Annotated in this window: 14 protein-coding genes and 11 pseudogenes; 8 read left to right on the top strand and 17 right to left on the bottom strand. The window is 50.8% G+C overall.

All coding sequences use genetic code 11. From position 1 onward, the window contains the following. Positions 1-70 precede the first annotated feature (70 nt). The 3 genes from prc to ACWWJF_RS21315 all read right to left on the bottom strand — a co-directional run bounded on the left by prc (position 71) and on the right by ACWWJF_RS21315 (position 3,435). Positions 71-2,122 (bottom strand): carboxy terminal-processing peptidase, encoded by a 2,052-nt coding sequence (gene prc / locus ACWWJF_RS21325; protein WP_455870513.1) that lies wholly within the window; start codon positions 2,120-2,122, stop codon positions 71-73. 20 nt (positions 2,123-2,142) lie between these two features. Continuing rightward, positions 2,143-2,844, bottom strand: coding sequence for an RNA chaperone ProQ (gene proQ / locus ACWWJF_RS21320; RefSeq protein ID WP_455870512.1), 702 nt, complete (start codon positions 2,842-2,844; stop codon positions 2,143-2,145). An 84-nt stretch (positions 2,845-2,928) separates the two neighbouring features. Next, positions 2,929-3,435 (bottom strand): GAF domain-containing protein, encoded by a 507-nt coding sequence (locus ACWWJF_RS21315; RefSeq protein ID WP_455870511.1) that lies wholly within the window; start codon positions 3,433-3,435, stop codon positions 2,929-2,931. Positions 3,436-3,715: 280 nt separating this feature from the next. Between ACWWJF_RS21315 and ACWWJF_RS21310 the strand changes: the two genes are divergently transcribed. The 4 genes from ACWWJF_RS21310 (at position 3,716) to ACWWJF_RS21295 (ending at position 8,946) form a co-directional block, all read left to right on the top strand. Continuing rightward, a protein-coding gene (locus tag ACWWJF_RS21310; RefSeq protein ID WP_455868400.1) for an IS3 family transposase occupies positions 3,716-4,884 on the top strand; the annotation gives its coding sequence in 2 pieces (ribosomal slippage) (positions 3,716-3,971 and positions 3,971-4,884; 1,170 coding nt in all). Beyond that, on the top strand, positions 4,862-7,093 hold the full coding sequence (locus tag ACWWJF_RS21305) for an MlaD family protein (RefSeq protein WP_455870510.1): 2,232 nt from the start codon (positions 4,862-4,864) through the stop codon (positions 7,091-7,093). Before ACWWJF_RS21310 ends, ACWWJF_RS21305 begins: the two co-directional genes overlap by 23 nt. A 168-nt stretch (positions 7,094-7,261) precedes the next feature. Further along, a complete protein-coding gene (rsmF, locus tag ACWWJF_RS21300) occupies positions 7,262-8,680 on the top strand; it encodes a 16S rRNA (cytosine(1407)-C(5))-methyltransferase RsmF (protein ID WP_455870509.1) in 1,419 nt (472 codons plus the stop codon). Positions 8,681-8,754: 74 nt separating this feature from the next. Next, positions 8,755-8,946, top strand: coding sequence for a YebW family protein (locus ACWWJF_RS21295; RefSeq protein WP_455870508.1), 192 nt, complete (start codon positions 8,755-8,757; stop codon positions 8,944-8,946). Positions 8,947-8,984: 38 nt separating this feature from the next. Here ACWWJF_RS21295 and ACWWJF_RS21290 read toward each other — a convergent pair. The 4 genes and pseudogenes from ACWWJF_RS21290 to ACWWJF_RS21275 all read right to left on the bottom strand — a co-directional run bounded on the left by ACWWJF_RS21290 (position 8,985) and on the right by ACWWJF_RS21275 (position 12,435). After that, positions 8,985-10,043: pseudogene (locus tag ACWWJF_RS21290) on the bottom strand (malate/lactate/ureidoglycolate dehydrogenase). Between the two features lie 13 nt (positions 10,044-10,056). Next, positions 10,057-10,900, bottom strand: a pseudogene (locus tag ACWWJF_RS21285) (IS5 family transposase). Positions 10,901-10,973: 73 nt separating this feature from the next. Further along, positions 10,974-11,819: pseudogene (locus ACWWJF_RS21280) on the bottom strand (IS5 family transposase). Positions 11,820-12,090: 271 nt separating this feature from the next. Next, on the bottom strand, positions 12,091-12,435 hold the full coding sequence (locus tag ACWWJF_RS21275) for a YebY family protein (RefSeq protein WP_455870507.1): 345 nt from the start codon (positions 12,433-12,435) through the stop codon (positions 12,091-12,093). A 219-nt stretch (positions 12,436-12,654) separates the two neighbouring features. On the opposite strand from ACWWJF_RS21275, the gene ACWWJF_RS21270 reads away from it, so the two are divergent. Next, on the top strand, positions 12,655-13,695 hold the full coding sequence (locus ACWWJF_RS21270) for an IS481 family transposase (RefSeq protein ID WP_455868660.1): 1,041 nt from the start codon (positions 12,655-12,657) through the stop codon (positions 13,693-13,695). Positions 13,696-14,440: 745 nt separating this feature from the next. Beyond that, positions 14,441-14,578 (top strand): hypothetical protein, encoded by a 138-nt coding sequence (locus tag ACWWJF_RS21265; protein ID WP_455871282.1) that lies wholly within the window; start codon positions 14,441-14,443, stop codon positions 14,576-14,578. Here ACWWJF_RS21265 and ACWWJF_RS21260 read toward each other — a convergent pair. Next, positions 14,553-15,186 (bottom strand): annotated as a pseudogene (locus tag ACWWJF_RS21260) (IS1 family transposase). The gene ACWWJF_RS21265 and the pseudogene ACWWJF_RS21260 sit on opposite strands and share 26 nt — an antisense overlap. Positions 15,187-15,199: 13 nt before the next feature. Between ACWWJF_RS21260 and ACWWJF_RS21255 the strand changes: the two are divergent. Beyond that, the gene (locus tag ACWWJF_RS21255; RefSeq protein ID WP_455871195.1) at positions 15,200-16,363 is read left to right on the top strand and encodes an IS256 family transposase; all 1,164 of its coding nucleotides are present in this window, start codon (positions 15,200-15,202) and stop codon (positions 16,361-16,363) included. A gap of 59 nt (positions 16,364-16,422) precedes the next feature. On the opposite strand, the gene ACWWJF_RS21250 is transcribed toward ACWWJF_RS21255, so the two are convergent. After that, positions 16,423-16,809, bottom strand: a complete 387-nt coding sequence (locus tag ACWWJF_RS21250; RefSeq protein ID WP_455870506.1) for a DUF4354 family protein — start codon at positions 16,807-16,809, stop codon at positions 16,423-16,425. 224 nt (positions 16,810-17,033) lie between these two features. Then, a complete protein-coding gene (locus ACWWJF_RS21245) occupies positions 17,034-17,360 on the bottom strand; it encodes an ankyrin repeat domain-containing protein (protein WP_455870505.1) in 327 nt (108 codons plus the stop codon). 235 nt (positions 17,361-17,595) lie between these two features. Between ACWWJF_RS21245 and ACWWJF_RS21240 the strand changes: the two are divergent. Continuing rightward, positions 17,596-17,757, top strand: a pseudogene (locus ACWWJF_RS21240) (CAP-Gly protein); the annotation flags it as partial. Positions 17,758-18,091: 334 nt separating this feature from the next. Here the strand turns inward: ACWWJF_RS21240 and ACWWJF_RS21235 are convergent. The 7 genes and pseudogenes from ACWWJF_RS21235 to ACWWJF_RS21205 form a co-directional block, all read right to left on the bottom strand. Then, positions 18,092-18,880: pseudogene (locus tag ACWWJF_RS21235) on the bottom strand (IS4 family transposase); the annotation flags it as partial. 60 nt (positions 18,881-18,940) lie between these two features. After that, positions 18,941-19,573, bottom strand: a pseudogene (locus tag ACWWJF_RS21230) (integrase core domain-containing protein); the annotation flags it as partial. A 3-nt stretch (positions 19,574-19,576) separates the two neighbouring features. Further along, a pseudogene (locus tag ACWWJF_RS21225) lies at positions 19,577-20,744 on the bottom strand (IS3 family transposase). A 72-nt stretch (positions 20,745-20,816) separates the two neighbouring features. Continuing rightward, positions 20,817-21,233 (bottom strand): annotated as a pseudogene (locus tag ACWWJF_RS21220) (helix-turn-helix domain-containing protein); the annotation flags it as partial. Positions 21,234-21,337: 104 nt separating this feature from the next. Then, positions 21,338-21,844: a non-heme ferritin gene (gene ftnA / locus ACWWJF_RS21215; protein WP_455870504.1), complete on the bottom strand. Its 507-nt coding sequence runs from the start codon at positions 21,842-21,844 to the stop codon at positions 21,338-21,340. A 350-nt stretch (positions 21,845-22,194) separates the two neighbouring features. Then, positions 22,195-23,236, bottom strand: a pseudogene (locus ACWWJF_RS21210) (IS481 family transposase). 133 nt (positions 23,237-23,369) lie between these two features. Beyond that, positions 23,370-24,437, bottom strand: a pseudogene (locus ACWWJF_RS21205) (IS4 family transposase); the annotation flags it as partial. Between the last annotated feature and the right edge of the window lie 9 nt (positions 24,438-24,446).

Raw genomic sequence — 24,446 nt, 5'->3', positions numbered from 1 at the left:
GGGGTGACCATCTCATTAAGCCCCCTGTCAAGCGTTAGGCTGACAGGGGGCTGTACTGCGTGGCGTGAGGCTATTTCACGCTGTGCGACAGATCGCTGGCAATATGCACCGTTTCTTCCAGATAGGCATCCGGAGCCTGATAATCCTTGGGTAAATCATCCAGAGATTTCAGCGGTTTTTTACCTTCGCGTTTGAAACGTTCGTTAAGACGATTCAAACGTAATGCTTCGTCGTCGTTATTCTCTTTTTCACGCTGTGCGTAATTAAGGGAAACGATATTACGTTTCTCTTTATTGGCGTTGTAACGGGCAACATCCTGAATGATATATTGGAACTCAGGATCTTTGGCAATACGCGACTGGTGCTGCTCTTTCAGCGCACTGATATAGGATTTCAGATCCCCCAGCTTGCCATAGCGTGCCGCATTGATGCTGTCCCAGACCAAGGCGTTATCTTCAAATTTCTCACCGGTTTCAACTGCCTCTGTGCCTGTTGGCATCAGAATATCCGGCGTGACACCGCGCAACTGCGTGCTGCCGCCATCAATACGGTAGAACTTCTGAATGGTGTAGGAGACGGAACCTAATCCCGGCCACGCCGGATGCAGCATCTGATCGTAAATGCGGTTCAAGGAGCGATACTGTTGCACCGTGCCTTTACCAAAGGTTGGTTCACCCACAATCAATGCACGGCCATAGTCCTGCATGGCGGCAGCGAAAATCTCTGATGCCGACGCACTGAAACGATCGACCAGCACCACCAGTGGACCTTTATAGTAGACCACGCCATCGGTATCGCTGTCTTCACGCACCTTGCCGTTGTTGTCACGGATTTGCACCACAGGGCCGCTGGGAATGAACAGACCGGAAAGCCCTACCGCTTCAGTCAGCGCACCGCCACCGTTGCCACGCAGGTCAATCACAATGCTGCTGACATTCTGTTTTTCCAGCTTTTGCAATTGCACTTTGACGTCATCCGTCAAGCCCACGTAAAAACTGGGAATATCTAGCACCCCGATGATCTCTTTGCCCACGGTTTTAACCGACATTTTCACCGCGCGATCTTCCAGACGAATACGCTCACGGGTCAAAGTGACGGTTTTGGTTTTGGTGCTTTTGCCACCAGGCAAGATTTCAAGTCGCACCTTGCTGCCTTTGGGGCCTTTAATCAACGCCACCACGTCATCAAGCCGCCAACCGATCACTTCTACCATCGGTTTGCCGTTTTGTCCCACGCCGACAATGCGATCGCCAACGGTGATACTTTTACTTTTTGCCGCCGGGCCACCCGCCACCATGGAGTTGATGACCGTGTAATCATCATCCATTTGCAACACTGCGCCGATACCTTCCAGAGAAAGGCTCATGTCAGTGTTAAACTGTTCCGTATTACGCGGTGATAAATAGCTGGTATGAGGATCCATTTCTCGCGCAAACGCATTCATCACCAGTTGAAAAACGTCTTCACTGTTGCTCTGCGCCAGACGACGGATGGCAAACTGGTAACGCTTGGTGAGCGTTTCCTTGATCTCTTTATCATCTTTACCGGTGAGTTTTAACGTCAGCCAGTCATATTTCACTTTGGCATCCCACAGGCGGTTCAGCTCACCGACATTTTGTGGCCACGGCGATTTGCTGCGATCCAACTCAATGGTGTCTGTTCCTGTGAGATCAATAGGTTTCTCTAATACGGAGAGGGCATATTGCAAGCGCTCGAAACGGCGTTTTTGCGCCAGGTTGTAGAGCGCATAGGGCACGTCCAGTTTGCCGCCTTTCAGGTCTTCGCCCAACTGCCCTTTTTGATTGGCAAATTCGGCGATATCGGAGGCCAACAGCACGTTATGGCTGTAGTCCAGCATGTTGAGATAGCGGTTGAAAATTTTCTCGGAAAATTGTTCATCGAGCGCTATCTGCCGGTAGTGCGAGCGTAAGAAACGCAATGTAATGCGATCGCTCTCGGTGGCATGCTGAAGCTCCTGGTGCAGTTGGGGAATCTGATCTGCACGCGTGATCATCTCACTGCGCGCAATCGCTTCACTGCGCGAGACAGGTGCTTCTTTAGCCACGCTCACGCCTGCGAGCAATGCGGCAGCAAGCACCGTCATTCGGATTAATGTGTTCATGCCCTGGTTGGCCCTCCGTATCAGAACTGCAAGTGTTCTGCGCGCACAATCATTGCCAGACCGGAAGCCAGTTGAACCCGAACTTCACATTTGGCAATCTCAAGCACCGTAGCGTCCATGGCGTCTTTGCCCGCTCTGACTTTGATCTCTTGACCAATTTTCAGGGCGGTAATATCCGTCACGTTAACACGCTGCGGTTGCGGCGCGCGCTCGGTAGCCGCTTTGGGCTGGCGAGGCGCAGAAGCACGCGGCGCAGTGGAACGAGGTTGACCCGGAGCACTGTCGGCTGCTGGGAGCTCGCGACGCGGGGCAGGTTTACGCTGACGCGCAGGTTGATCGGTAGTTTCACCCGCAGCGCGACGTTTTGCTCGCTGCTCAGCTCGCTGCGCCTGAACGCGCGCTTTCGCTTCTTCTAACTGCTTGCGAGCGTGATCGACATGCTGCTGTTCCAATTCACCGCACGGATTGCCATCCAAATCCACACGTTGCGCACCCAGCTTGATGCCGTACAGGTAACGCCAACTGGAGGTATAAAGGCGCAATGCAGAACGCAATTGCGTTTTACTCACACTGTCAGTCTCTGACACACGCGTGACAAGATCCTGAAAAATACCGATTTTCAAAGGCCGAGTGTCACCTTCAGTGGTGAAACAAAGCGGAAACCGTTCTGCCAAAAAGGCAATGACATCTTTACTACTGTTCAACTTAGGTTGATTTTCCATGAAATTTCCTGATTACAACGGGTTTGCCAACCAGCGCAGGCATGAACAGGCGACATTATAATGACGCCATCAGCAATTGCTACGTTATCCTTCTCTCTGCGTGAGATAATTGATAAAAATCAGCACATCGCTCTGTTGCAATTGTGCGCAGAGCACGGCGACCAGCGCTTTAAGACCTTCTTCGTCTTCCGCGTCAAAACGCGCATAGGACGTGCTATCAATATCCAGCACGCCAATCAGTTGGCCGTTCACAGAAAGCGGCAACACGATCTCGGCATTACTGGCGGCATCGCAGGCGATGTGACCAGGAAAAGCATGCACATCATCGACACGTTGAATGCGGTTCTCCGCTATCGAGCGCCCACAAACGCCTTTGCCCGCAGGAATCCGCACACAGGCAACCCGGCCTTGAAATGGCCCAAGAAACAGCGTGTCATCATCCAGAAGATAAAAACCCGCCCAATTGACGCCTTCCAGGCGCTCAAACAGAAGCGCACTGCTGTTGGCCAAAATAGTGATAAAGCGGCGTTCACCCGTAATCAGTGCGGTAAGATCGCTGACAAGATCCCTATAAAATGATGGTTTGTTCATAAATAATAATTCAGTTTTTCCAAATACCGAAGTACGCCACCCCTAACCGATTGACGCAACAAGCATCGATAACTCAGGGGCATCATCCCATAATGTCAATAACCCTGCCTGACAATACTGGCAAGGTCTCCACAGGAGAAGAAGGATATACGCTTTTGCGTTTTTATTCACATAAACGTGACAGGATGAATTGAGACATACTGCACATGTAGTGGCACACTGATACTGGCCACCTGAGCGGAGGTGATATGCTCACCTCATCAACACGACAGGTGACCTCATGGGTAAACATTTTACGGCGGAATTTAAGCTCGAAGCCGCAAAGCTGGTTGTCGACCACGGCTACACATACGTTAAGGCCGCAGAGGCGGTTAATGTCAGCCATTCTGCCATTAGTCGCTGGGTCAATAAGCTTCGCCTTGAACGACAGGGAAAAACGCCAACGGGACTTCCTCTTACCCCTGAACAGCTCGAGCTGCGTGAGATGAAGAAAAAAGTCCAATGCCTTGAAATGGAGAACGAAATCCTAAAAAAGGCTACGGCGCTCTTAATGTCGGACTCACTCAACGGTTCACGGTAGTCGACAGGCTGAGGGCGCGATACCCGGTCACGGCGTTGTGCCAAACTTTTGAGGTACATCGCAGCAGCTACAGGCACTGGCAGGCTTCCGCTAATGAACCCGACGGTGAGCGCGTGGTTAAGTGTAGTCGCGTCATGGAAGCCTGGAACGCCAGCGGCGGCTCTGCCGGCGCTCGAAGTATCGCGACCATCGTCACCGGCAGCTCTGGTGTCAAAATGGGGCGCTGGCTGGCTGGCAAGCTGATGAAGGAGCTGGGTATCGCCAGCTGCCAGCGACCGGCTCACAAATACAAACGCGGCGGCAATGAACACGTTGAAATACCGAACTATCTCAACCGCCAGTTCGCGGTTACCGCGCCGGATCAGGTCTGGTGCGGCGATGTGACCTACATCTGGACGGGCAAATGCTGGGCTTACCTTGCGGTGGTGCTAGACCTGTTCGCCCGCAAACCGGTGGGCTGGGCCATGTCGACGTCGCCGGACTCGGCGCTGACAGTTAAAGCGTTGCAGATGGCCTGGGAACTCCGGGGACAACCAACAGGAGTCATGTTCCACAGCGACCAGGGCAGCCACTATACCAGCCGTCAATACCGGCAAGCCCTGTGGCGCTGCCGGATAAAGCAGAGTATGAGTCGGCGGGGTAACTGCTGGGATAATGCGCCAATGGAGCGGTTCTTCCGCAGCCTGAAGACAGAATGGGTGCCGACAAAGGGTTACAACAGCTTCAGCGAAGCCCAGGACGCGATTATCCGCTACATCACGGGGTATTACAGCGCTATCCGGCCTCACTGGTATAACGGCGGCTTAACTCCAAACGAATCTGAGCGACTGTTCTACATACAGTCTAATGCGGTGGCCAATATTAGTTGACCACTACAAAGCGCACTTTTCTGCGCTGGATACCCAACCGAAATATCGGGTTAACAGTGGGGAGTTGTTGGTCCATCTTCATGCCTATGATTTAGGGTCGCTCAACGCGGGCTCGCGGGTGTATTACCGCAAGATCCCAGTCGGAAAAGTGTACGATTACACCGTAACTCCAGATAATAAAGGCGTGACGGTTGACGTCCTGATTGAACGCCGCTTCACTCATTTAATCAAAAAAGAGAGCCGTTTTTGGAACGTGTCTGGCATCAAGGCGGATATCAGCCCGGGCGGTGCCAAAGTGGAAATGCAAAGCCTGGCAGCACTGGTTAATGGCGCTATCGCGTTTGATTCACCGGATGATAGCGATAAGGCCAGTGCTGAACAGGCTTACCGACTCTATCCTAATCTGGCCCAAAGCCAGCGAGGGGTGGCGATTACCTTAACGCTTCCCTCCGCCAATATGCTGAAAGCCGGGCAGACACCGTTGCTGTATCAGGGGTTGGAAGTAGGCAGTGTACAAAAACTGGTGCTGGACCCCAGCAACGGTAATGTCAGCGGGCAGTTGATTATCGATCCCTCTGTCGTGCCGCTGATGCGTGAAGGCACGCGCATTGAGCTGACCAAGCCACGGCTGACCTTGAGCGATCTTAACCTCTCCCGCCTGCTCACCGGCCCAACGCTGACATTGATTCCCGGTGACGGGGAGCCGCGTCAGACATTCCCACTGATTGATGGCACGCAGGCATTACGTCCCGATACACTGACCGTTCAATTGTCTGCCGCACAAAGCTATGGTATTGATGTCGGCCAACCGGTTCTGCTGCATGGTGTACAAATCGAGCAGATCATTCAGCGCACGTTGACCGAGAAAGGCGTCACCTTCGATGTCACCATTGAACCCGAATATCGCACTCTGCTGCACAAAGACGGCACCTTTATCGTCAACAGCAGGTTGAACGTCAAGCTGGGGTTGGAGGGCGTGCAAATGATCGGTGCCAGCCCGCAGGAGTGGCTCAGCGGCGGTGTGATGGTGTTACCCGGTACGCAAGGTGAGCCATTAGCTCGCTATACCTTGTTTAGCGATCGGGATAATGCACAGGAGGGCATCAAAGGCAACACGCTAAGCCCAACCTTAACGCTGGTTACCGAGAGCCTGCCAGACATCCAGGAAGGCTCGGTTGTGTTATACCGCAAGTTTCAGGTCGGCGAAATTATGCGTATTCGTCCCGGTGCAGAAACCTTCGAAGTCCAGGTTTACCTGCATCCGGAATACCGCAAACTGCTGACCGAACGCAGCGTGTTTTGGGCCGAGGGAGGTGCCCGCGTGCAACTGAGCACCTCCGGGCTAACGGTTCAGGCCGCGCCCTTCAACCGGGCGATCAAAGGGGCCATTAGCTTCGATAATCTCGAAGGGGCACCCGAAACCAAAGGCGGAAAGCGGCTGCTGTATAACACTGAAACCGCTGCACGTGCGATCGGGAGTCGTATCGAATTGCGGACTTATGACGCCAGTTCTCTCTCTGCTGGTATGCCGATTCGTTACCTTGGTATTGAGATCGGTCGATTGGATTCTCTGAAATTGGCAGCGCAGCGCAACGATCTCTTGGCGCAAGCGGTGCTCTACCCAGAGTACGTCAACGCCTTTGCCCGCGCCGGCACGCGCTTTTCAGTGGTAACTCCACAGATCTCAGCAGCAGGCGTCGATCATCTGGAAACCTTGCTCCAGCCCTACATTAATGTCGAGCCAGGCAATGGTGCTCAACAGCGTCAATTCGAGTTGCAACAGGCGACCATTTCTGATTCCCGTTATCAGGATGGGCTGAATATCGTGGTTGATGCGCCGGAAGCCGGTGCGTTGCAAGTGGGAACACCGGTACTGTTTCGCGGCGTTGAAGTGGGAACCTTTACTGGACTGTCTCTGGGGCCGCTGTCCGACAGGGTGATGGTGGCACTGCGGATCAGCAAGCGACACCAGCATCTGGTACCCAGCAACTCGGTATTTTGGCTGGCATCCGTCTACAACCTGGAGTTTGGCTTGGGTGGCGGTTTACTGAAAACGGGCACCTTCCAACAGTTCATTCGCGGTGGTATCGCCTTCGCAACCCCGCCCGCGATTCCCTTAGCGTCGATTGCAACACCCGGTAAGCATTTTCTGTTATTGGGCCAAGAACCCAAAGAGTGGCGTGAATGGGGCACCGCCATTCCTGAATAGCCTGCGTTGATCCTGCCGTCGCGTGATGAGCGACGGCAGCCGCGCACTGTGTTACACTATCAGAATATTACCCGCACTGTTCTGCTATTGTAACGAGATATTACCACCGTGGTGAAACCCCTATCTCCTTCTTTGCCCTCCGCGTTTCTCGAGGCGATTTAAGACATCATGCCTGCGCATTTGTCTCTGGATGAATTCATTGCTGCCTGCCAGCGCCCGTTAAGACGCAGTCTGCGCGTGAATACGTTGAAGATTAGCGTGGATGACTTTTTGACACTGGCCGCGGATTGGGGCTGGCAACTAGCACCAATCCCCTGGTGTAAAGAAGGATTTTGGGTGGTCAGCCCAGATGAAACGCAACTGCGATTGGGTAACACGGTTGGCCATTTGAGCGGACTGTTTTATTTGCAGGAATCCAGCTCAATGCTGCCAGTCAGCGCATTGTTTTACGCGCAGGAAAGCGCGTTATTGTCACGTGAGACAACCCCATCGCCATTGGTGCTGGACGTGGCCGCTGCGCCGGGTTCGAAAACCACACAAATTGCCGCGCGTTTGGGCAATAACGGCGGGATCGTCGCTAACGAGTATTCGGCCAGCCGAGTCAAGGTGCTGCATGCCAATATCAGCCGCTGCGGCGTACACAATAGCGCGCTGACACACTTCGATGGACGAGTGTTTGGTGCTGCCCTGCCTGAAACGTTCAACGCCATTCTGCTTGATGCTCCGTGTTCCGGCGAAGGGGTAGTACGCAAAGACTCGGATGCGATGCGCCACTGGTCACCGGAAAGTATGGCGGAACTGGCGCAGACCCAGAAGGAACTGATCGTTTGCGCGTTTCATGCGTTAAAGCCTGGCGGTGTGCTGATTTACTCAACCTGTACGCTCAACGCACAGGAAAATCAGCAGGTGTGTCAGCATCTGCTCGATGCATTCCCTCAGGCCTGTGCGATTGACGCATTGCATGACCTCTTTCCCGGCGCAGAAGATGCGCTGACTGAAGAGGGATATCTCCACGTGTTCCCGCAAATTTATGACAGTGAAGGTTTCTTTGTCGCGCGGTTGCGCAAAACTGCGACCATCCCCCCATTACCCGCACCGCGTTTTAACGTGGGTAAGTTTCCCTTCACGCCGTTAACCGGTAAAGACAAACACGCGGTGACGCTTTCGGCCAATCAGGCGGGCCTGGTCTGGAACCCGGAGCAACAACAACTCTGGCTACGTGACAATGAAATTTGGCTTTTTCCCACCGCACTCAGCGCACTGTTTGGCAAAATACGCTTCTCGCGCATTGGTCTTAAACTGGCGGAACGCTATGCCAAAGGTTTTCGCTGGCAACATGAGGACATCGTTGCGCTGGCGGATGCACAGGCACCGCACGCTTACGCTCTCAGCGACACGTTTGCTTGTGAATGGTATCAGGGGCGTGACAGTTATCCTGACGAGATCCCCACCAGCTATGAGATGGTACTTACCTATAAGCATACGCTGATCGGATTAACCAAACGCATCGGCAGCCGTATAAAAAACAACCTTCCGCGCGAACTGGTGCGTGATGGTGCCTGCACGCAGCAAGTTAAACAGAGTTAGTTTAACGCCCAGTGCCTCATTTTCATCTACACTCTCGCTAGGGCTACTGCCACTGACTGGGAGGGTAAACGCCTATGTACGCACTGGTTGTCTTTATCTGTTATCTCTGCCACTGCTGCGAAAATCTGGTCATTGATGCCTATTTTAACGAAGCGCAGTGCCTGAGTGCGATGGATGAGCAGCATTTACGCCGAGAGGGATGTTTTCCCATAGAGGATTTTATCGACGGTTACTGGATCCCGGCCCATGAACGCGCCGAGTTTTGACGCGTATGTGCAACAAGCATACGCGCCATGATGCTGCATCAAATGACAGCAAACGCCTGCTCCGTCATGCCTAACGACACGCCCGCAGCAACGATATTGGCCCACTCCTGATCGGACAGCGTTATTCCGTTAGCCTGACGCTGCGCGCAGGCAATACGTTCCGGCTCACCGGCAATCAGCACCGGATGTTCAGCATCCGCCGCCGGGCAGGTCCGTACATAATCCAGCATGGCGTCATACTCTTTTTGCAGCCAGTCCATCGATACCATTGCCGCCGGATCGATAACGATCGTGGTCATATTATTCATTATCGAGCCTTTTCGTTCGTTTTCCGGCTGGATTGTACCGCCTCCGGAAAGCAGCCCTGCCAGCATATCTGCCGCCAGCACAAACCCGCCGCCTTTATGGCGCGCAATGGGTTTCAGCGCGCCCTGTTTTTCATCTTCCCACATCACGTTGGGATCGTTGGTAGACACGCCCTGACTATCGAGCATCACCTCTTCATCAAACGTCTTGCCCGCCAGATAGGCCACACGCGTTTTCCCCAACGCCACAATGCTAGTGGCAAAATCGAGCACAAACGGTGGGTTATGTTCACTTTTGGGAAACGCAATGCAGATGGGGTTAGTGCCAAAACGCGCCTCACGGCCGCACCAGGGTGCTACAATGGGATCCAAATCGTTCACGTTGACAAAATGAATCGCCACCATCCCCGCTTCAGCAGCCATTTCACCGTAGGTGCCAATCCGCCCAAGCTGGCATGTGGAGGCCAGCGTCATCAGGCACACACCGGTGGTTTTTGCTCTGGCAATCGCCTGCTCCATCGCTTATTTACCGGTGCGCTGACCAAAACCACGATCACCGATGAACTGCAATACCGCGCCACCGTCACGCAACAAACGCACCGGCGTATTGGGATGCATGATCCCTTTCGCGATGAACTCCACATAGTGCGGCAACATTCCGACGCCATGACTATCATGGCCCTTGAGGTTAGCATTCACCAAATGATCGGAAACACAGCGCGCCTCATCAGCCTGTGAACCTGCCTTTTGCAATAAAAGGCGCGTAACGTCTCGAAGCTGACGCTCGGAGATTAGGCTGTGTCCCTTAATTACATAACCTCTGGTAAAACAGGCGGATGCAGCCCAGTTTCAACATTGCCAGATAATTCCTCGCCGTTTTGTCGTAACGTGTCGCAATGCGACGGTATTCTTTCAGACGGCCAAAGCACCGCTCAACAACGTTCCGATTGCGGTAGGCGTCACGATCGAGCTTTGAACGACCATCCACCGCCATTTTTTCAGTGGATTTTCGGGGGATGACAGTTTTTATACCTCTGTTTTTCAGCTCGTTACGTAATATATGCCCGGAGTACGCCTTGTCAGCGAGTACCGCATGACCACGGCGTTTCATACTGCCGTTCTGGCGTTGAACACCAATACCGTCCAAAAGACGTAGTGCAAACTGACTTTCATGAGCCTGACCGGGGCTCAACACGATGTTTAACGGAAGACCACTTCCGTCTGTAGCCATATGGATTTTGGTGCCAAAACCACCTCGAGAGCGACCCAGACCATTATCTCCGGTGATATCGGGATGTTTTTTTGAGCACCGGCAGCACATTTCAGCGCCCTGATATTGCTACCATCCAGCGCAGTCGCTGAGCAGTCCACGAGGCCATGGGCATCAAGTGATGAAAGTAACTTATTGAAAATAAATTTAATGACTCCCGATTTTGACCATCAGTTAAAGCGGTTATAAACGGTTTTCCATGGGCCGTATCGCTCAGTTAAATCACGCCATGGGGCACCAGGCACAGCACCCAGAACATGCCATTGATAATCATGCGATGCTCAGCCCATGGGCGTCCGGCCTGTGGTGTTGCTGGTTCAGCAGGGAGTAAGGGCTGGATGATAGCCCATGCTTCATCGGGAAGGTCGTAGCGAGCCATAGTTAAAAATGATGTAGAAACAAATATTTAGTATAACTCATGGGATTAAGGGACACAGCCTAGACTGTGTCCCTTAATTACATAACCTCTGGTAAAACAGGCGGATGCAGCCCAGTTTCAACATTGCCAGATAATTCCTCGCCGTTTTGTCGTAACGTGTCGCAATGCGACGGTATTCTTTCAGACGGCCAAAGCACCGCTCAACAACGTTCCGATTGCGGTAGGCGTCACGATCGAGCTTTGAACGACCATCCACCGCCATTTTTTCAGTGGATTTTCGGGGGATGACAGTTTTTATACCTCTGTTTTTCAGTTCGTTACGTAATACATGCCCGGAGTACGCCTTGTCAGCGAGTACCGCATGACCACGGCGTTTCATACTGCCGTTCTGGCGTTGAACACCAATACCGTCCAAAAGACGTTAGTGCAAACTGACTTTCATGAGCCAGAACGGGGCTCAACACGATGTTTAACGGAAGACCACTTCCGTCTGTAGCCATATGGATTTTGGTGCCAAAACCACCTCGAGAGCGACCCAGACCATTATCTCCGGTGATATCGGGATGTTTTTTTGAGCACCGGCAGCACATTTCAGCGCCCTGATATTGCTACCATCCAGCGCAGTCGCTGACCAGTCCACGAGGCCATGGGCATCAAGTGATGAAAGTAACTTATTGAAAATAAGGTTAATGACTCCCTATTTTGACCATCGGTTAAAGCGGTTATAAACGGTTTTCCATGGGCCGTATCGCTCAGGTAAATCACGCCATGGGGCACCAGAGCACAGCACCCAGAACATGCCATTGATAATCATGCGATGCTCAGCCCATGGGCGTCCGGCCTGTGGTGTTGCTGGTTCAGCAGGGAGTAAGGGCTGGATGATAGCCCATGCTTCATCGGGAAGGTCGTAGCGAGCCATAGTTAAAAATGATGTAGAAACAAACAGTTAGTATAACTCATGGGATTAAGGGACACTGCCTAGGGAAATGGCTCTTGGGAGAGAGCCTTGCGCTAAAAGTTGGCATTTATGGAAGCTGAATCAGCCTTGCGCTTTAAAGCGTAGCCAACTTCTCACTGATTACCAGTGTTGCAGCGGAGTTCGTTTCATAACTGGAACAGCTTTCACACCTCTGGGCAACGCACTATTGTCCATGCATTAACATGTGGCTGAAATGTAGTCAGTTTTTAAATCACCCTGCGGTACAAAGCTGTTCACCACGTTCGATGAATGGCTGTAAATCTTTCTTCTTGCTCGGTGCTGTGGGGTCGTCAAGCCAAATGACATCGATCGATTGCCCATTAACCTGGCCATTTTTCATTTGTGCCTGTGCGGCCGCGTTAAGCGGGTACTGCATCAGCGTTCCGGTGTTCAACGCAAAAACAGCCTTACCAGGGCGGCAAATTAACTGGACTTCTTCACGAGTAAAGGCCCAATGTTCGCCATATTGCTGACGGCTTAACGTCACCAACTGGGCGGCTGCAACGGCATCAGCGCCAAGCGTGGCAAGGGTTAGCGCTAAAACGATCTTTTTCATCGTGGTATCTCTGTGCAGAGCTGATAACGTGGCAAAATTAACTATCGTTAATCAGCGAGTTACAAGAATGAATCTGAACGCGATCATAAGGGCTGCGCGCGGTGAAGTCGAGTCATGTGTATTAGTCGCGACTTGATCTGACACTGGACCTTGAAAGGTTGAGAGTTCCCGGTTTTGATATGGGTGTCGAATCCTTATACAAAACACGAGGTAACTCTCATGCTTCATACTAACAATCCCATCATCAAACACAAAGCCGGCCTGCTCAATCTCGCCGAAGAACTCGGTAACGTATCAAAAGCCTGTAAAATCATGGGGGTGTCACGCGACACGTTTTATCGCTATCAGGAACTGGCGGCAGAAGGTGGCATTGACGCTCTGGTTAACCAAAACCGCCGGGTTCCCAACCTGAAAAACCGTGCTGATGAAGCCACTGAACGTGCGGTTGTTGATTACGCCATTGAGTTCCCGGCTCATGGCCAGCACCGGACCAGTAATGAGCTGCGTAAAAAAGGCGTCTTCATTTCTGGCAGCGGTGTGCGCTCCATCTGGCAACGACACGATCTGGAAAACTTTCGTAAGCGCCTGAAGGCACTTGAGGAAAAAGTTGCCAGAGAAGGCATCGTACTTACTGATGCTCAAATCGCTGCACTGGAGAAGAAGGCGCACGACGACGAAGCCTGTGGTGAAATAGAGACTGCTCACCCGGGTTATCTGGGGTCGCAGGACACCTTCTACGTGGGTAATCTGAAAGGTGTTGGCCGTATCTACCAGCAGACGTTCGTGGATACGTACTCGAAAGTGGCGCACTGCAAGCTTTACACGAGTAAAGCACCGATCTCTGCCGCCGACCTGCTCAATGATCGCGTGCTGCCGTTCTACGAAGCTCAGGGGCTGCCAATGCTAAGAATACTGACGGACAGGGGGACGGAGTACTGCGGTAAAGTGGAACAACATGACTATCAGCTGTACTTGGCTATCAACGATATAGACCATACGAAAACGAAAGCGATGTCTCCGCAGACAAACGGTATCTGCGAGCGCTTCCATAAAACTATTTTGCAGGATTTTTATCAGGTTGCGTTCCGTAAGACGTTATACGAGGACCTAGAAAGTCTACAAAAGGATCTGGACAACTGGTTGTGGCATTACAATAATGAGCGAACTCATCAGGGTAAAATGTGCTGCGGGCGTACGCCAATGGCCACGTTACTTGATGGTAAACGAGTCTGGGCAGAAAAAAATCTGAACCAGATTTAATCTGACAGACACCTGTATAAATAACCGGTAACTGTCAGATCAGGTCTGAGCTAATACATATTATGAGATTTGGTCTGAATGTGAAAAGAATTCCTCACAGGGTATGGGTTAACAACGAGACGTTGCAGTGGGAAGAATGCGAGACTCTCTGGAAAGGAAAACTGATTCCCTTGATTTGAGTATGTTGAACGGCTTTGTTGAATAATAGGGAATCGTGCTGTTTTACTATGCCCATTTTGGTAGAAAATGCTTATCACCTCAGGCATTCCGTTTTCTCATGATGCTTAACTGCATGATTTTACGTTGCTGGAAACAGTCGTTTTACTGGGCTGGTAGCATAAAATCTGTTTATTCAACAAAGCCACATTTTCCCTGATAACTTACCACAAACCATTACTCATTTAAAATTAAACAATAATAATATCAAAACAATTAACCACCACCCACTGATAATAACAAGATGGGGTGGTGGTTTAGTTAAATGGGATTCTTAGACCCATATCGTTATACACATCTTTCTAACGCACTGTTTAATCAATGAGTTACGGGTTTATCTCAGAGTGGCATTTTGAACCTCAAAAAGCCAATGGGATGGCTTGAATGCCTTAATTCACGGGGTTCTGAGCATCCTGTTCAAAAAATGGCCAAAAGATGTGTATAACGATATGTCTTAGACCCTGTACATAAATTTGTGTAATTGTCTTATTTTGATATGTTCAATCCAACATCAAAAACAGGTTAATTTATGGACGAAAAACAGTTGCAGGCTCTGGCTAACGAACTGGCCAAAAATCTCAAAACCCCTGACGATCTCAGCCAATTCGATCGCCTGCTGAAGAAAATGGTAATGACTCCAATTAGTAGAACATGTGTTTTTCGATGAAGGCTCCGATGACTTTTTCGTGGATCTCGACGGAGCGCGAGAAGCAAATCGTTTTACGCGCCAGTCGTTTAATGCGGGTACGGAGCGTCAGGTTATTGCGCTCTATGCGTTGCGTGAAGATCTTGCCAGTCAGATGTTTCTGCTTCGGAACCTCTCTTGCATAGCTGCCCCAGTTGTCACTGGTAATCATGCCGATGTTGAACGGTGTCAACAGAGCCAGCAATTCACGGCAGGTCTCATCGGTTCGGGGGCCAAAAGTGTAGGCCAGAACACCGCCCGTTTTGGTATTGTAAGCGTACCAGAGCCAGTGCTGTAGCGCCTTACTGCCAACGAAGCTCCATTGCTCATCAAGTTCACAGATAAGGGCGACGTCGGCGTGAGCAACGGGAGAAGACGTTATCCTGCGGGGCGAGAGCTTTTTAAAGCCCGGATGACCGTATTGATGCCGATTTTCAACGTTCTGGCGGTATCGCGAACACCGGCACCGTTGAAGGCCATATCAACGATCTGCTCTTTGACTCCCGGCGTTCGCGCTTAGTTGGACTAAGGCCATGTCGATAAACTTTATCTGAATAGCAGCGAGGGCAATGAACAAAAACAGTAACCACGTGGAAACCTCAAATAGCGGCAGAATATCACAAAAGCCAACTATTTGAAGGCATTACCAAGAAAATCAGCGTTGAGGCTGCTCTCAACGCCGAAATGTCCCACCATCTGGGCTACGATAAAAATCAGCCCAAACCGGGGGCCAACTCCCGCAACGGCTATTCCACAAACACCGTGACCACCGGCGATGGCCCTCTGGAACTACGTACTCCGCGCGATCGTGATGGCTCCTTCGAACCACAACTGGTGAAGAAAAACCAGACCCGGATCACCGGGATGGATAACCAAATCCTGTCCCTGTACGCCAGAGGGATGACCACCCGCGAGATAGCCTCTGCGTTCAAAGAGCTGTATGACGCGGATGTCTCACCGGCGCTGGTCTCGAAGGTCACCGACGCCGTGATGGAACAGGTTACTGAATGGCAAAATCGTCCACTGGATGCAGTCTATCCCATTGTTTACCTTGACTGTATCATCCTGAAGGTCCGGCAGGACAGTCGCGTCATCAATAAATCCGTGTTCCTGGCACTGGGTATCAACATCGAGGGCCAGAAAGAACTGCTGGGTATGTGGCTGGCCGAAAACGAGGGCGCGAAGTTCTGGCTCAATCTGCTGACAGAACTAAAAAACCGCGGCCTGAACGATATCCTCATCGCCTGTGTCGACGGTCTGAAAGGCTTCCCGGACGCCATCAACGCGGTGTATCCGGAAGCCCGAATCCAGCTGTGCATCGTGCACATGGTACGCAACAGCCTGAGGTTCGTCTCTTGGAAGGACTACAAAGCCGTCACACGCGACCTGAAAGCCATCTATCAGGCCGCTACGGAAGAAGCAGGCCAGCAGGCGCTGGAAGCATTCGCCAGCGCATGGGACAGCCGCTATCCACAGATAAGCCGGAGCTGGCAGACGAACTGGAGCAATCTGGCAACGTTCTTCGCTTACCCGGCTGATATCCGCAAAGTCATCGACACAACCAACGCCATCGAGTCGCTGAACAGTGTGATCCGGCATGCGATTAAAAAACGCAAGGTGTTCCCGACTGACGGCGCAGTGAAAAAGGTGGTGTGGCTGGCAATCCAGTCGGCCTCACAGAAATGGACGATGCCACTGCGGGACTGGCGTATGGCAATGAGCCGTTTTATTATCGAGTTCGGTGACCGCCTGGACGGTCACTACTGAGAAAGGCATTTACACAGAATCATGTACAGGGTCGATTCTTACACAATCGCCATCACGAATTATTTACAATCATCAGTTATTTTCACAACAGCTGCATCGAGCACAGCAGCGCTTTCAGAAGCAAACATGGCAATACCTTTGACAGACTTACCTTCTTTCAAAATACCGGTGGTCAATTCTTCATCCACCGTATCAAGCCTGAACGCTTTATTGTCAGGGGAGTACGCCTTTAAGCACAGCTTAGACAAATCGACGTCATCACCAAATAGCTTAACCACGCTCACGTCGAAACTTTTGGTATAAGCAAGTTTATTGCCAACGGACATTGAGCCGTTAGATTGTACTGTAGCATATACCACTATATTATCAGGCATCGATGCATTTGCAGCAAAACTAAAGCCAGCCAGAGCCAAAGTGGCAACAATCATTGAAATCTTCATATCCATTCCTTTCAGTAGGTTTTAGTCTTGATTACTGTATATATACAAGATACAGCCTATTGAAATAGTACATCAGCTAACCTAAACCATTATTAAAGGGATGTTTTACTATTTGAACAATACGGATTTTAGACTCTAATCTCCTGATATTATAAGAAAAGAACCTGCTCACGCGGGTCCAGTATTACTAACTCACTCTGGTACGACTTAGCGTCACCGCCTGTCTACGCTCAGGGCCTTACTGCCTTTGCCCCATGCTTGACCAGAATGTCAACGATTTCCTGATGCCGATTGGCTTTAGCTCTGACTAGAGGGGTATACCCTTCCCCATCCGTTGCGTTAACATTTACGCCTTTATCTACAAGAAACAGTACGATCTCTTTGTTACCCACCATACTGGCGAGATGCAACGGGGTGTACCCGATGCTGTTTTGTGTGTTAACCAACTCAGGGCTTTTATTCATCATTTGAATTGCTTCGCTGTTCTTACCTTCCCAGATGAGATCTCCAAGATTTGAAGCAGTCGCAAAGGTTGATACTGAAAATAAAATAGCCATTACAAAATAGACAATTACTTTCATACGTTATTCCAAATTTATTACATTCATCCATAAATAGAATGTGGATAATATCAAAACCCGCAATATATGATCATCTGTGAATTTAAACAGCAATTACTTGTCTACTTATGCACAAATTTCATATTTCAATCCAAACCGTTAGCCTTCATTGGCCCTCACATATACTCGTTGATATTTATCCATAAAACGTCATCAATAAGCTGGAGAAAACATGAGCGTTGCATATGAAGCGAAAGATATCAAAACAATATCATGGGGCAGTATCATTGCAGGTATAGCGACGGTTATGGCAGTGTCTATATTATTATCTACCCTGGGCAGCAGCTTAGGTTTCGCAATGGTTGAGCCAAAATCAGACGATCCGGTAAATGGCGTGGGTGGCTTTGTTGAATAAATCAGAACGGCTTTGTTGAATAATAGGGAATCGTGCTGTTTTACTATGCCCATTTTGGTAGAAAATGCTTATCACCTCAGGCATTCCGTTTTCTCATGATGCTTAACTGCATGATTTTACGTTGCTGGAAACAATCGTTTTACTGGGCTGGTAGCATAAAATCTGTTTATTCAACAAAGCCAATCAGAACTTGTAACGACTGTGCCCCAGGTCGATTGTTACGTGATGCGAATACTGTTCGGCATTCCTAATAGCGTGATCCGGTTAAGCGCTTTGACCATCGCCATGGCTTCACCCACCTGAGCACACCTCGTTATACACATCTCTGTTCGTGCCTGAGCGCGCGTAGCGTTTCGGCGGCCGTCATGACTTTCTGCAAGCCTTTCCAGATAGTTTTTGCGCCTGGTTCACCGTCGCCTTTTCGAGCAAGAAAGCCTCCCAGTTGCGCAACTAAGCGCAATACTTCGTTTAGCTTAGGGCGGCCCTTGGGCATACGCTTGTTCATCAGTAGGTAAGCGCCATGAGTCTCGTCGGAATCAAAGAACAACATTGCGTCCAGCTCTGGACAGGTTCGTCCCATACGCATTAAATAGGCGATGCGCCATGCCACGATCATGAACAGCGCCAATGCCCGCTCAATGCGATCCACGGTCGATAACTGTAACGCTTCGACACAGCAGCCGTTCTTCAGCACATTGAAGAACATCTCGATTTCCCATCTAGCCCGATACCAGTCGATCAGCTCCACGATATCTTCTCGTCCTTCAGGTACGCGATTGCTCAGCAACCGCCACTCGACCGGCTTCACGCCTGCTGGCGGCTCAATTTCCTTGGCTATCACACAAGTCACTGCCAACCCGCAACGCAGCGACACTCGCTTCACGCGCAGCGCCTGTTTCACCGTACGCGCCTTCTGCCCCGCGCGAGCCGCCATAACGAATTGGATTTCTCCCACCGGCACGGTCTTTCCAACCTTCTGCCAAAGCTTCTCATTACAGTCCAGACTGCGATTATGAGTCGAGCGGATCAACCAGTCAGCCGGAGTGCCAAGGTCATCAGCGAGCTGCATCAACGCCTTGATATCCGCTTCGCGATCGGCTAAGTTGTATTAGCTCAGACCTGATCTGACAGTTACCGGTTATTTATACAGGTGTCTGTCAGATTAAATCTGGTTCAGATTTTTTTCTGCCCAGACTCGTTTACCATCAAGTAACGTGGCCATTGGCGTACGCCCGCAGCACATTTTACCCTGATGAGTTCGCTCATTATTGTAATGCCACAACCAGTTGTCCAGATCCTTTTGTAGACTTTCTAGGTCCTCGTATAACTTCTTACGGAACGCAACCTGATAAAAATCCTGCAAAATAGTTTTATGGAAGCGCTCGCAGATACCGTTTGTCTGCGGAGACATCGCTTTCGTTTTCGTATGGTCTATATCGTTGATAGCCAAGTACAGCTGATAGTCATGTTGTTCCACTTTACCGCAGTATTCCGTCCCCCTGTCCGTCAGTATTCTTAGCATTGGCAGCCCCTGAGCTTCGTAGAACGGCAGCACGCGATCATTGAGCAGGTCGGCGGCAGAGATCGGTGCTTTACTCGTGTAAAGCTTGCAGTGCGCCACTTTCGAGTACGTATCCACGAACGTCTGCTGGTAGATACGGCCAACACCTTTCAGATTACCCACGTAGAAGGTGTCCTGCGACCCCAGATAACCCGGGTGAGCAGTCTCTATTTCACCACAGGCTTCGTCGTCGTGCGCCTTCTTCTCCAGTGCAGCGATTTGAGCATCATGTAGTGGTCAACTAATATTGGCCACCGCATTAGACTGTATGTAGAACAGTCGCTCAGATTCGTTTGGAGTTAAGCCGCCGTTATACCAGTGAGGCCGGATAGCGCTGTAATACCCCGTGATGTAGCGGATAATCGCGTCCTGGGCTTCGCTGAAGCTGTTGTAACCCTTTGTCGGCACCCATTCTGTCTTCAGGCTGCGGAAGAACCGCTCCATTGGCGCATTATCCCAGCAGTTACCCCGCCGACTCATACTCTGCTTTATCCGGCAGCGCCACAGGGCTTGCCGGTATTGACGGCTGGTATAGTGGCTGCCCTGGTCGCTGTGGAACATGACTCCTGTTGGTTGTCCCCGGAGTTCCCAGGCCATCTGCAACGCTTTAACTGTCAGCGCCGAGTCCGGCGACGTCGACATGGCCCAGCCCACCGGTTTGCGGGCGAACAGATCTAGCACCACCGCAAGGTAAGCCCAGCATTTGCCCGTCCAGATGTAGGTCACATCGCCGCACCAGACCTGATCCGGCGCGGTAACCGCGAACTGGCGGTTGAGATAGTTCGGTATTTCAACGTGTTCATTGCCGCCGCGTTTGTATTTGTGAGCCGGTCGCTGGCAGCGGCGATACCCAGCTCCTTCATCAGCTTGCCAGCCAGCCAGCGCCCCATTTTGACACCGGAGCTGCCGGTGACGATGGTCGCGATACTTCGAGCGCCGGCAGAGCCGCCGCTGGCGTTCCAGGCTTCCATGACGCGGCTACACTTAACCACGCGCTCACCGTCGGGTTCATTAGCGGAAGCCTGCCAGTGCCTGTAGCTGCTGCGATGTACCTCAAAAGTTTGGCACAACGCCGTGACCGGGTATCGCGCCCTCAGCCTGTCGACTACCGTGAACCGTTGAGTGAGTCCGACATTAAGAGCGCCGTAGCCTTTTTTAGGATTTCGTTCTCCATTTCAAGGCATTGGACTTTTTTCTTCATCTCACGCAGCTCGAGCTGTTCAGGGGTAAGAGGAAGTCCCGTTGGCGTTTTTCCCTGTCGTTCAAGGCGAAGCTTATTGACCCAGCGACTAATGGCAGAATGGCTGACATTAACCGCCTCTGCGGCCTTAACGTATGTGTAGCCGTGGTCGACAACCAGCTTTGCGGCTTCGAGCTTAAATTCCGCCGTAAAATGTTTACCCATGAGGTCACCTGTCGTGTTGATGAGGTGAGCATATCACCTCCGATCAGGTGGCCAGTATCAGTGTGCCACTACATCAGTAAGTACGATGCCTTCTCTGGCAACTTTTTCCTCAAGTGCCTTCAGGCGCTTACGAAAGTTTTCCAGATCGTGTCGTTGCCAGATGGAGCGCACACCGCTGCCAGAAATGAAGACGCCTTTTTTACGCAGCTCATTACTGGTCCGGTGCTGGCCATGAGCCGGGAACTCAATGGCGTAATCAACAACCGCACGTTCAGTGGCTTCATCAGCACGGTTTTTCAGGTTGGGAACCCGGCGGTTTTGGTTAACCAGAGCGTCAATGCCGCCTTCTGCCGCCAGTTCCTGATAGCGATAAAACGTGTCGCGTGACACCCCCATGATTTTACAGGCTTTTGATACGTTACCGAGTTCTTCGGCGAGATTGAGCAGGCCGGCTTTGTGTTTGATGATGGGATTGTTAGTATGAAGCATGAGAGTTACCTCGTGTTTTGTATAAGTATTCGACACCCATATCAAAACCGGTAACTCTCAACCTTTCAAGGTCCAGTGTCAGATCAAGTCGCGACTAATACACATTACTGTTGAGTCGGTGCGCTCGTCATTTTCTTCAGGTCTTGATCGATAAAGAACAGACCCCCTTGCGCGGTACTCACCAATGCCAACTTGTCGAGAATGGATTTAAACAATTTCTCTTCTTCATGTTGCTCAGCAACATACCATTGTAAAAAGTTGAACGTTGAATAATCCTGCTGCGTCATTGCTGCATGAGCCAGCTCATTGATTTTTCGCGTAATTAATTGCTCATGCTCATAGGTTTGTTCAAACACGTCAGCCAGAGAGGCGAAATCAACCGGCGGTGCGGCGATGGTCCCCAGTATTGGCATGCTGCCGGTATCATCTAAATAATTGAAGAGGCGTTGCATATGCTCCATCTCTTCTTGAGAATGTGTCTTCAGGAATGCTGACGCACCCTCAAACCCTTTATCACCACACCATGCGCTCATTTGCAGGTATAAATTAGCAGAATAGAATTCCAGGTTTAGCTGATCGTTTAATTGTTGAATCATCTCTTTTTTAAGCATCTTTTATTCCCTCTGGTTGGCAGGTGAGTCAATTTTTTCCCATTATGCCTTGCTGTTAAAAAATAAAAAACATTTTATTATAAATATAATTAACATAAAAAATAAATCATTATTAATCATCAACATAAAATAATTGATAACGATTTTCAATTTCATGAAATGGTTATTTAACGCATCTATTTGAGAATGGTTTTTATTTCATTTCAACGTACCTCAGGATATTTATAAAAAACGCCACGTCGATTTAATAACCTAAAGAATAATCATTCTTTTTTAGCATCAGATCATGAAGTGTATTAGCTCAGACCTGATCTGACAGTTACCGGTTATTTATACAGGTGTCTGTCAGATTAAATCTGGTTCAGATTTTTTTCTGCCCAGACTCGTTTACCATCAAGTAACGTGGCCATTGGCGTACGCCCGCAGCACATTTTACCCTGATGAGTTCGCTCATTATTGTAATGCCACAACCAGTTGTCCAGATCCTTTTGTAGACTTTCTAGGTCCTCGTATAACTTCTTACGGAACGCAACCTGATAAAAATCCTGCAAAATAGTTTTATGGAAGCGCTCGCAGATACCGTTTGTCTGCGGAGACATCGCTTTCGTTTTCGTATGGTCTATATCGTTGATAGCCAAGTACAGCTGATAGTCATGTTGTTCCACTTTACCGCAGTACTCCGTCCCCCTGTCCGTCAGTATTCTTAGCATTGGCAGCCCCTGAGCTTCGTAGAACGGCAGCACGCGATCATTGAGCAGGTCGGCGGCAGAGATCGGTGCTTTACTCGTGTAAAGCTTGCAGTGCGCCACTTTCGAGTACGTATCCACGAACGTCTGCTGGTAGATACGGCCAACACCTTTCAGATTACCCATGTAGAAGGTGTCCTGCGACCCCAGATAACCCGGGTGAGCAGTCTCTATTTCACCACAGGCTTCGTCGTCGTGCGCCTTCTTCTCCAGTGCAGCGATTTGAGCATCAGTAAGTACGATGCCTTCTCTGGCAACTTTTTCCTCAAGTGCCTTCAGGCGCTTACGAAAGTTTTCCAGATCGTGTCGTTGCCAGATGGAGCGCACACCGCTGCCAGAAATGAAGACGCCCTTTTTTACGCAGCTCATTACTGGTCCGGTGCTGGCCATGAGCCGGGAACTCAATGGCGTAATCAACAACCGCACGTTCAGTGGCTTCATCAGCACGGTTTTTCAGGTTGGGAACCCGGCGGTTTTGGTTAACCAGAGCGTCAATGCCGCCTTCTGCCGCCAGTTCCTGATAGCGATAAAACGTGTCGCGTGACACACCCATGATTTTACAGGCTTTTGATACGTTACCGAGTTCTTCGGCGAGATTGAGCAGGCCGGCTTTGTGTTTGATGATGGGATTGTTAGTATGAAGCATGAGAGTTACCTCGTGTTTTGTATAAGGATTCGACACCCATATCAAAACCGGTAACTCTCAACCTTTCAAGGTCCAGTGTCAGATCAAGTCGCGACTAATACACATGAAGCAATACCCACGTATGCCCACCTCGTTATACACATCTCTGTTCGTGCCTGAGCGCGCGTAGCGTTTCGGCGACCGTCATGACTTTCTGCAAGCCTTTCCAGATAGTTTTTGCGCCTGGTTCACCGTCGCCTTTTCGAGCAAGAAAGCCTCCCAGTTGCGCAACGAAGCGCAATACTTCGTTTAGCTTAGGGCGGCCCTTGGGCATACGCTTGTTCATCAGTAGGTAAGCGCCATGAGTCTCGTCGGAATCAAAGAACAACATTGCGTCCAGCTCTGGACAGGTTCGTCCCATACGCATTAAATAGGCGATGCGCCATGCCACGATCATGAACAGCGCCAATGCCCGCTCAATGCGATCCACGGTCGATAACTGTAACGCTTCGACACAGCAGCCGTTCTTCAGCACATTGAAGAACATCTCGATTTCCCATCTAGCCCGATACCAGTCGATCAGCTCCACGATATCTTCTCGTCCTTCAGGTACGCGATTACTCAGCAACCGCCACTCGACCGGCTTCACGCCTGCTGGCGGCTCAATTTCCTTGGCTATCACACAAGTCACTGCCAACCCGCAACGCAGCGACACTCGCTTCACGCGCAGCGCCTGTTTCACCGTACGCGCCTTCTGCCCCGCGCGAGCCGCCATAACGAATTGGATTTCTCCCACCGGCACGGTCTTTCCAACCTTCTGCCAAAGCTTCTCATTACAGTCCAGACTGCGATTATGAGTCGAGCGGATCAACCAGTGAGCCGGAGTGCCAAGGTCATCAGCGAGCTGCATCAACGCCTTGATATCCGCTTCGCGATCGGCTAAGTACACCAGACGTGTGTTTGGCAACTCCGAGGCAAGTTCAGCAACTCGCTCGTATCCCTCGAGCCAGCGCGTACTCTCCTTGAGCCCATCGCGTTTTCCGTCTGCATCCTTCGGCTCTCTTGCCCACATCCACGCATCCAGTACGCCCAACCCCACGCGATCCGGACTGACCGCGTAGGTCGGATGCAGGTACAGACCACGCCTGGCTTCGTAGTTCAAGGGACCCAAGCCTTGGATTTGCTGCCCGTTGAAGTCAAGCTCGGTAGTGTCTTGGATACACTGATCTTG

This window comes from Symbiopectobacterium sp. Eva_TO, assembly GCF_053848865.1.
The sequence above is the reverse complement of the archived record's forward strand: the minus strand, read 5'-3'. Positions and strand labels throughout refer to the sequence as shown.

Coding starts and splice junctions, on each gene's coding strand:
- rsmF (WP_455870509.1), top strand. CDS start 7,262: ATGCCTGCGCATTTGTCTCTGGATGAATTCATTGCTGCCTGCCAGCGC.
- ACWWJF_RS21250 (WP_455870506.1), bottom strand. CDS start 16,809: ATGGATATGAAGATTTCAATGATTGTTGCCACTTTGGCTCTGGCTGGC.
- ACWWJF_RS21295 (WP_455870508.1), top strand. CDS start 8,755: ATGTACGCACTGGTTGTCTTTATCTGTTATCTCTGCCACTGCTGCGAA.
- ACWWJF_RS21265 (WP_455871282.1), top strand. CDS start 14,441: ATGGACGAAAAACAGTTGCAGGCTCTGGCTAACGAACTGGCCAAAAAT.
- ACWWJF_RS21315 (WP_455870511.1), bottom strand. CDS start 3,435: ATGAACAAACCATCATTTTATAGGGATCTTGTCAGCGATCTTACCGCA.
- ACWWJF_RS21305 (WP_455870510.1), top strand. CDS start 4,862: ATGCGGTGGCCAATATTAGTTGACCACTACAAAGCGCACTTTTCTGCG.
- ftnA (WP_455870504.1), bottom strand. CDS start 21,844: ATGCTTAAAAAAGAGATGATTCAACAATTAAACGATCAGCTAAACCTG.
- ACWWJF_RS21245 (WP_455870505.1), bottom strand. CDS start 17,360: ATGGCTATTTTATTTTCAGTATCAACCTTTGCGACTGCTTCAAATCTT.
- ACWWJF_RS21270 (WP_455868660.1), top strand. CDS start 12,655: ATGCTTCATACTAACAATCCCATCATCAAACACAAAGCCGGCCTGCTC.
- ACWWJF_RS21275 (WP_455870507.1), bottom strand. CDS start 12,435: ATGAAAAAGATCGTTTTAGCGCTAACCCTTGCCACGCTTGGCGCTGAT.
- prc (WP_455870513.1), bottom strand. CDS start 2,122: ATGAACACATTAATCCGAATGACGGTGCTTGCTGCCGCATTGCTCGCA.
- proQ (WP_455870512.1), bottom strand. CDS start 2,844: ATGGAAAATCAACCTAAGTTGAACAGTAGTAAAGATGTCATTGCCTTT.